At 66.8% G+C, this 6,000-nt stretch carries 7 protein-coding genes and 1 pseudogene; 5 read left to right on the forward strand and 3 right to left on the reverse strand.

Annotated elements, in window-relative coordinates; all coding sequences use genetic code 11:
• Positions 1 to 66 precede the first annotated feature (66 nt).
• Positions 67 to 243 carry a hypothetical protein gene (locus IE274_RS34030; protein ID WP_190119785.1) on the reverse strand — a complete coding sequence of 59 codons (177 nt, stop codon included), beginning with the start codon at positions 241 to 243 and terminating at the stop codon, positions 67 to 69.
• A gap of 144 nt (positions 244 to 387) precedes the next feature.
• Here IE274_RS34030 and IE274_RS34035 point away from each other — a divergent pair, with 144 nt between their 5' ends.
• Together IE274_RS34035 and IE274_RS34040 are read left to right on the forward strand one after the other, a co-directional pair.
• Complete coding sequence (locus IE274_RS34035) at positions 388 to 1,053, forward strand: hydrolase (RefSeq protein ID WP_190119786.1); 666 nt, start codon at positions 388 to 390, stop codon at positions 1,051 to 1,053.
• A gap of 185 nt (positions 1,054 to 1,238) precedes the next feature.
• Positions 1,239 to 1,709: a MarR family winged helix-turn-helix transcriptional regulator gene (locus IE274_RS34040; RefSeq protein ID WP_229909988.1), complete on the forward strand. Its 471-nt coding sequence runs from the start codon at positions 1,239 to 1,241 to the stop codon at positions 1,707 to 1,709.
• Between the two features lie 381 nt (positions 1,710 to 2,090).
• Here IE274_RS34040 and IE274_RS34045 read toward each other — a convergent pair whose 3' ends face one another.
• The gene (locus IE274_RS34045; RefSeq protein ID WP_190119787.1) at positions 2,091 to 2,552 is read right to left on the reverse strand and encodes a hypothetical protein; all 462 of its coding nucleotides are present in this window, start codon (positions 2,550 to 2,552) and stop codon (positions 2,091 to 2,093) included.
• Positions 2,553 to 3,217: 665 nt separating this feature from the next.
• Between IE274_RS34045 and IE274_RS34050 the strand changes: the two genes are divergently transcribed.
• From IE274_RS34050 to IE274_RS34060, 3 genes and pseudogenes are all read left to right on the forward strand, one after another.
• Complete coding sequence (locus IE274_RS34050; RefSeq protein ID WP_190119788.1) at positions 3,218 to 3,904, forward strand: hypothetical protein; 687 nt, start codon at positions 3,218 to 3,220, stop codon at positions 3,902 to 3,904.
• Positions 3,905 to 3,935: 31 nt separating this feature from the next.
• Positions 3,936 to 4,709 (forward strand): hypothetical protein, encoded by a 774-nt coding sequence (locus IE274_RS34055; RefSeq protein ID WP_190119789.1) that lies wholly within the window; start codon positions 3,936 to 3,938, stop codon positions 4,707 to 4,709.
• 91 nt (positions 4,710 to 4,800) lie between these two features.
• A pseudogene (locus IE274_RS34060) lies at positions 4,801 to 5,070 on the forward strand (helix-turn-helix domain-containing protein); the annotation flags it as partial.
• Positions 5,071 to 5,090: 20 nt separating this feature from the next.
• On the opposite strand, the gene IE274_RS34065 reads toward IE274_RS34060, so the two are convergent.
• Positions 5,091 to 5,908 (reverse strand): IS5 family transposase gene (locus tag IE274_RS34065; protein ID WP_190119790.1). Its coding sequence is split into 2 segments (ribosomal slippage): positions 5,091 to 5,566 and positions 5,566 to 5,908, totalling 819 coding nucleotides; the frame shifts between segments, so codons are not numbered across the junction.
• Positions 5,909 to 6,000: the final 92 nt, after the last annotated feature.

Consider the following 6,000-nt stretch of genomic DNA (forward strand, 5'->3'; position numbering starts at 1 on the left):
CCGTGGCCTGATGCCCGGCGGCCCGCACCCGCTGCCCCCCCGGATCCCGCAAGCAGCGTCTGGATCTCAGGTACGAGAGCGCGGCCAATACGGCTCGAACTCCAGCCGCCCGGAGGCTCCGGGCTTGGCGTGGCGGGTTTCGGCGAGGGTGCGGGCGCGGTGCTCCCGGTCGTCGTGCGGGTGGCAGCCCTGGCGCATGGCCCGGAGGTTGGCGGGGTCGCGGTTCTCGGGCGGGACCAGCATGTGGTCACCACCCCGCGCTGCCCCGTCGGCAGTTCCCCTGCCCCCGAACAGCCAGCACTGGACAGATAGTTGACGCGTCATATAGAAAGATGACGCGTCAACCAAATTGGTTTGTGCGCGCCCCGCACTCCTGAGGAGATCTCCATGAGCACGTCGTCGAAGGCCGGCCTCGAAGCCCTGCTGACCCCCGAGGAGAGCGTCCTGGTACTGATCGATCACCAGCCGTACCAGTTCGCCAACCTGCACAGCCACGAGCCGATGATGGTCACCAACAACGTTGTGGGCCTGGCCAAGGCGGCCAAGGGTTACGGTGTCCCGACGATCCTGACCACGGTCGTGGAGGACCGCGGGGGCCTGCTGATCCAGCCGCTGCAGGACGTATTTCCGGACCAGAAGCCGATCAACAGGACCTTCATCAACACCTGGCAGGACCAGGTCGTGGTGGACGCGGTGAAGGCCACCGGACGCAAGAAGCTGATCATTGCCGGCCTGTGGACGGAGATCTGCGTGGCCATGCCCGCCATCCAGGCGGCGGGCGAAGGCTTCGATGTCTACGTCGTCACCGACGCCTCCGGGGGCGTGTCGGCCGAGGCTCATGACATGGCGGTGCGGCGCATGATCCAGGCCGGGGTCACGCCGATCACCTGGCTGGCCGTGATGAGCGAGTGGCAGCGTGACTGGGCCCGGACGGAACGCATCACGCCGGAGGACCAGATGGCGGCTCTGGGGCACACGGGTGCCACCGGGATCGCGACGGTCTGGGAGCACCAGCTCCTGAACACCCCGGTCGCCGAGACGGCCGGAGCGTAACGGGGGGGCACGGGGGCGGTCCCGGTACCGGAGTGCCGCCCCCTGCCCTGGCCAGCACGCGGCCGCGCAGCAGGCCCCGCTGCGAGCCCGTCGGGGGTGAGGCGTCGCCCGGGTCGCGCTGCGAAGGTGGCACGCACACCCAGCCGGTCCGATGACGCGTCAACCAGTTCACTACACTCGACCTCGTGACTGACGGGGTGAACTGGCTGACGGCGGAGGAGCAGCACGCGTGGAGGGGTTTCGTCCGGCTGCATGAGCGGCTGATGGGCCGCCTGTCACACCTGCTGCAGACGGAATCCCATGTGGCGGCGGCGGACTACGCGGTCCTCGTCAACCTGACGGATGTGCCAGAGGGCCGTCAGCGGTATCAGGACCTCGCGCGGGCACTGGAGTGGGAGAAGAGCCGGATGTCCCACCACATCACGCGAATGATCAAGCGCGGACTGGTGGTTCGGGAGGACTGCCCGGAGGACGGGCGGGGCGCCTTCGCCGTGATCACGGAAGCAGGACGCGAGGCCATCGCGGCGGCGGCCCCACTGCACGTACAGGCCGTCCGATCCCTGTTCCTGGACCATCTCACCGCGGCGGAACTCCGCACCCTGGCAGAGATCTCCGCCCGCGTGATGGAGAGGCTGGACGATGCGCCTGAACGGTGAGCGCGGGCCCTCCCGAGGGCCTGACGGCCATTGACCGCAGAAGCTGGCAAGGATTGAGCCGACGCTGCGCCCGGACGAGCGGCTCCAGCAGCGGCAGCCTGACGGAGCTCGAGCTGCCGCCCACGGGGGCACCGCCAAGGCCGTCCTCGGCGGTGCCCACCTTGCCGGTCTCGCTCTGGTCTTCGGCCTCATGGTCGCGGTCCGCTGCATCGCCCCCACCCGCGGCGGACACCACGCCACGAAGAGCGGCGCTCGAAGCCATGAGAGGTGGCTTCGGGCGCCGGGGTGCAACGTGGGAAGGCCCCGGCCATCACCTGCCGGGGCCTTCCACTATCCGAGATCACGTGCTCGTCGCCGACCGTTCCGGTTCCCTGGGTCGGATCAGCATTCGTACGCGTAGTCGGGCAGGACGTTGCTAGTCCATTTGACCGTTCCATATTGATACCCCCCGATGTACTTGCAGGCCGGGTCCCACGACCAGTCGAGAGACACCGTGGCGTAGATCCCGGCGGGGCACTGGTTGTAGATGGTCACCCATTTCTCGCCGTACCCGTCGAGTACCGCGCAGCCGGCCGTCGCCTCGGACAGCTTTGCCGCTATGGACTTGCTTGCCTCCTTACTGTCGGATGCGGATGCGGCGGGGATTCCTGCCATGCTGACCACGGCGGTCAGCGAGGCTGCCGCGAGTACTGCACGGAACTTTCCCGTCGTTTCCCCTGATTGCGGTGCGCCGGACAGCGGGCATGACCGCAGCGTCCCGGCGTCCGGGCCGCAATGAGCGCCGACCCACAGGCCAAGCAGCGGCCGTACGTCTTCGTGCACGGCTACGACCAGCGTCTTCACGGCAACTGGTGGGACGGCAAGGCGTGGCACTGAGCCGCCCAGAACACCCCGCCCGGACGCGTCATCGAACGCCCCAGCGAGGCGCTCACCATGCAGGACAATCCGAACGCCACGCAGCGGCCGATGCCTTCGCCATCACCGATGACTCCGACCTGTGGGCCAACGGGTGGTCACCGGCCTGAGGTGGCGCCCTGGGCAGGCCGTCGGGAAAGCCCCGGCGGCCTGCCTCCGCGCCGACTTTGAACCTGGCCGGCCGAAGTCCTCGATCGTTGGGTGTCTCCAGCGTCCCCGTCGTCGCGTGCGGTGTCTGCGGCCGCCTCAGCCCCCGGGGGACCTTTCCTTTCACACCCGACCCGCCCCGAAATATGTTCGGGGCGAGTCCTGGTCATTACCTCTCCGTACTCTTGACGGTTCCATGGGCGGGCATAGTATGGCACTCACCAGTGGATTTCGCTGGACGATTTCACTGGCCGATGGGGGGACTGCTCCTGCTTTCAAGGAGCACCAGCGGGGTTCACTCCGCCAATTATCGCGCCGATATGCGGCGCCAAGTGGCATTCGACAGAGGGGGCGTTGTGACGTCTTCCGACATTGAAGTCGAACAGAAACAGAAGGTCGCTGATTCACTCCAGTTCATCGACGGTCTCGAGCTCGATCTTCCGGAAATGAGCTATTTTCCCGCAGGCGTGGCGCTGCAGGAGGAAGAAGAGTCGGCCGCGGTCGTCGCGGGATCCGTCGTCGCTTTCACCGACGGCCTGAACGGTCAGCAGAAGTCCGATGTCCTCAACTCCACGCTGCTCGCGCAGCTCGCGGCGAACAAGAAGTTCGACCGGGAGAAGGACACCGACAAGTGGTACGGCTTCTACCGGTCGGTGCTCGAGCAGGTCGGCTGGGTCGTGCCGTCCTTCTCGTTCGCCAAGCTCTCGGTGGCCGGCTCCCGGTTCACCGTGGACCGGGCCGTCATCGCGCTGCTCCAGGCCATCGCCACGGGCAGCGAACTGACGGTGGCGAAGGCCGCCATCGCGGCGCTGAAGGCCCTGCCGGACAGGGACCGTCGCGTGGTGCTCTTCGAGAGCAGCTCGCACAGCGAGAACCTGGGCAACTTCCAGATCTCCGCGTGCGGCGTCTCGGCGCGCGACACCGTCGTGATGAAGATCGGCGCGTTCCACTTCAAGACCAGCGAGCGCGTCACACGCGTGCTGTTCTTCAGCTTCCCGCGCTCCAGCACGACGATGTTCCAGTCCCGGCAGACGATGACGCTCAACGAGGACGTGTACGAGCAGGTCCGCGAGGCGATCATCAGGAAGCTCGGCGACAAGGCCGACAAGTTCATCGACGAGCTGGAGATCTAGGGCGCCGGACGGACATCCGGAACCTGACCTCGTGATGGACAAGTCCGAGCAGGAGCGCCTGGCGGCGCTGGACGCGATGACGGACTGGGACCTGGGGCCCGAACCCGTACCACCGGGCCCCTCGCTCCCGGTCCCGCGGGGCGGTGCGGGTGCCGCGGTCGACGGCGGCGCTCTGGTCGTCCTCTCGGCCGCGGTTTCCGAAGAGCACAGCCGGGATGTGCTCCATTCCGTTCTCCTGGCTCAGCTGGTGGCCAACAAGAAGTACGAACGGCACACAGAAGCGGAGAACTGGTACCGCTCGTACGGGGAAACCCTCGAACGGGTCGGCTGGGTCATCAAGGAACATGAGGGGCTCGCCCGGCACAAGCCCCGGAAATTCCCCTATCGTCTAGGGCCCGTGATCCTGAAGGCGCTCACCCGAATTTCCGACGCACCGTCGGTGGAACGGGTGACGGCGGCGCTGAAGGTTCTCACGGCGCTGCCCGATGGCGACCCGGCAGCGAAACTCTTCGAAAAGGAGAGCCATGTCGAACGCGCCGGAAATTTCCAGGTTGCCGCCGTGGACGAGATGGACGGCCTTGCGACCGTGCGGCTCGGCAGATTCCGACTCCGGATCGAGAATGAAGCCACGGAGATCGGGCGGCTGCTGCGTATGGAATTCCAAGCCGGCGCCGAAGTCTTCCGCGGATCGCAGATACTTCATCTCAACGACGAGGTGTACAGGCCGCTGCGCGACGGAGTCGCCGCGAAGCTGGGGGCCCGGGCCGATGCGCTGATCGTGCCGGTGAGCGGGCTCATCCAGTAATCGTTCCCCGGCCCCCGTTGACCGTACGCTGACCTGAACGGACAGCGTGGAACGCGGGGGCCGGGTGGGCGAGACGCGACGGCAGACGAGGATGCCACGGGCCGTGCGTGAGCAGCAGATGCTGGACACGGCGGTGAGGATCTTCGGACAGACAGCGGGGCTATCGGGCCGCGTCCATGAATGAGACCTCGGAGCCCGCCGGGGTCTCGAAGGCACTGGTGTATCTGTACCTGAACTCCAAGGAGGAGCTCTTCAGCGTGCGCATACGCCGGGAGGCCGCGGCGCTGAGGGATGCGGTGTGGGGTGGGGCGGGGGGAGCGGTGGTGAATCTGCCGCCGACCGTCAACTCTGGGACGGGCTACCAACGGCTAAGACGTTGTCCTATGTGGTGAGGCGGAGTAGTCGCTTGTAGCAGCACAGGGCGGCGGCGAGGCCGAGGAAGGCCAGGTAGTTGCGGGGGTCGCGTTCGTAGCGGGGGCTGAGGCGGTGGTAGCCGGACAGCCAGGACAGGGTGCGCTCGATCACCCAGCGGCGGCGTCCCAATCGTTCGCTGGACTCGACTCCTTTGCGGGCGATGCGCACGCCGATGTGCTTTCCCCACAGCCATTTCCGCAGATGAGGAACGTCGTATGCCTTGTCCGCGTGGAGCCGCTGTGGCTTGAAGTACCGGCCGCGGCCGGGGTCGTGTTGCGTTTGGTGGCCCTCGACCATGGGCTTCAGCCCCTCGCTGTCGTGGACGTTGCCGGCCGAGATCCCGACGATCATGGGCAGTCCGTTCGCGTCCGACAGGATGTGCATCTTGGTACCCTGCTTGCGCCGGTCCACGGGGCTCGGACCTGTGTGTTCGCCCCCCTTTTAGCACGGACGTGCGCGGTGTCGAGCACGACGCGGGTGACGTCGATCAGGCCGGCGTCATCGAGCTGGTGGAGCACGGCCTCGTGCAGCCGGCCCCAGACTCCGGCTCTGGACCAGATCAGAAACCGCCGATGAGCAGTCGACTTCGAGATCCCGAAGCAGGGCGGCAGATGCCGCCAGGCGCATCCGCTGACCAGCACATAGATGATCGCGGCGAACAGCGTCTCATCAGGCGCATCCGGTGTCCCGCCGCCCTGCGGCCGCACTCTCGACGCCGGGAGCAACGGCTTCGCGATCTCCCACAGCCCGTCCGGAACAATCCAACTCCACGTCCGCTGCCCCATGGTGCAGTACTACTCCGCCTCACCACATAGGACAACGTCTAAGAGGTGCTAACAAAGGCGTTCGACGTGGCGGTGGGTGATCAGGCAGGCGG

Source organism: Streptomyces flavofungini (assembly GCF_014650815.1).
Taxonomy (GTDB): domain Bacteria; phylum Actinomycetota; class Actinomycetes; order Streptomycetales; family Streptomycetaceae; genus Streptomyces; species Streptomyces flavofungini.

Bases quoted from the DNA above. Each gene is read 5' to 3' on its own strand.
- IE274_RS34030 (WP_190119785.1), bottom strand. From the start codon at position 243: ATGCTGGTCCCGCCCGAGAACCGCGACCCCGCCAACCTCCGGGCCATG.
- IE274_RS34035 (WP_190119786.1), top strand. From the start codon at position 388: ATGAGCACGTCGTCGAAGGCCGGCCTCGAAGCCCTGCTGACCCCCGAG.
- IE274_RS34050 (WP_190119788.1), top strand. From the start codon at position 3,218: ATGAGCTATTTTCCCGCAGGCGTGGCGCTGCAGGAGGAAGAAGAGTCG.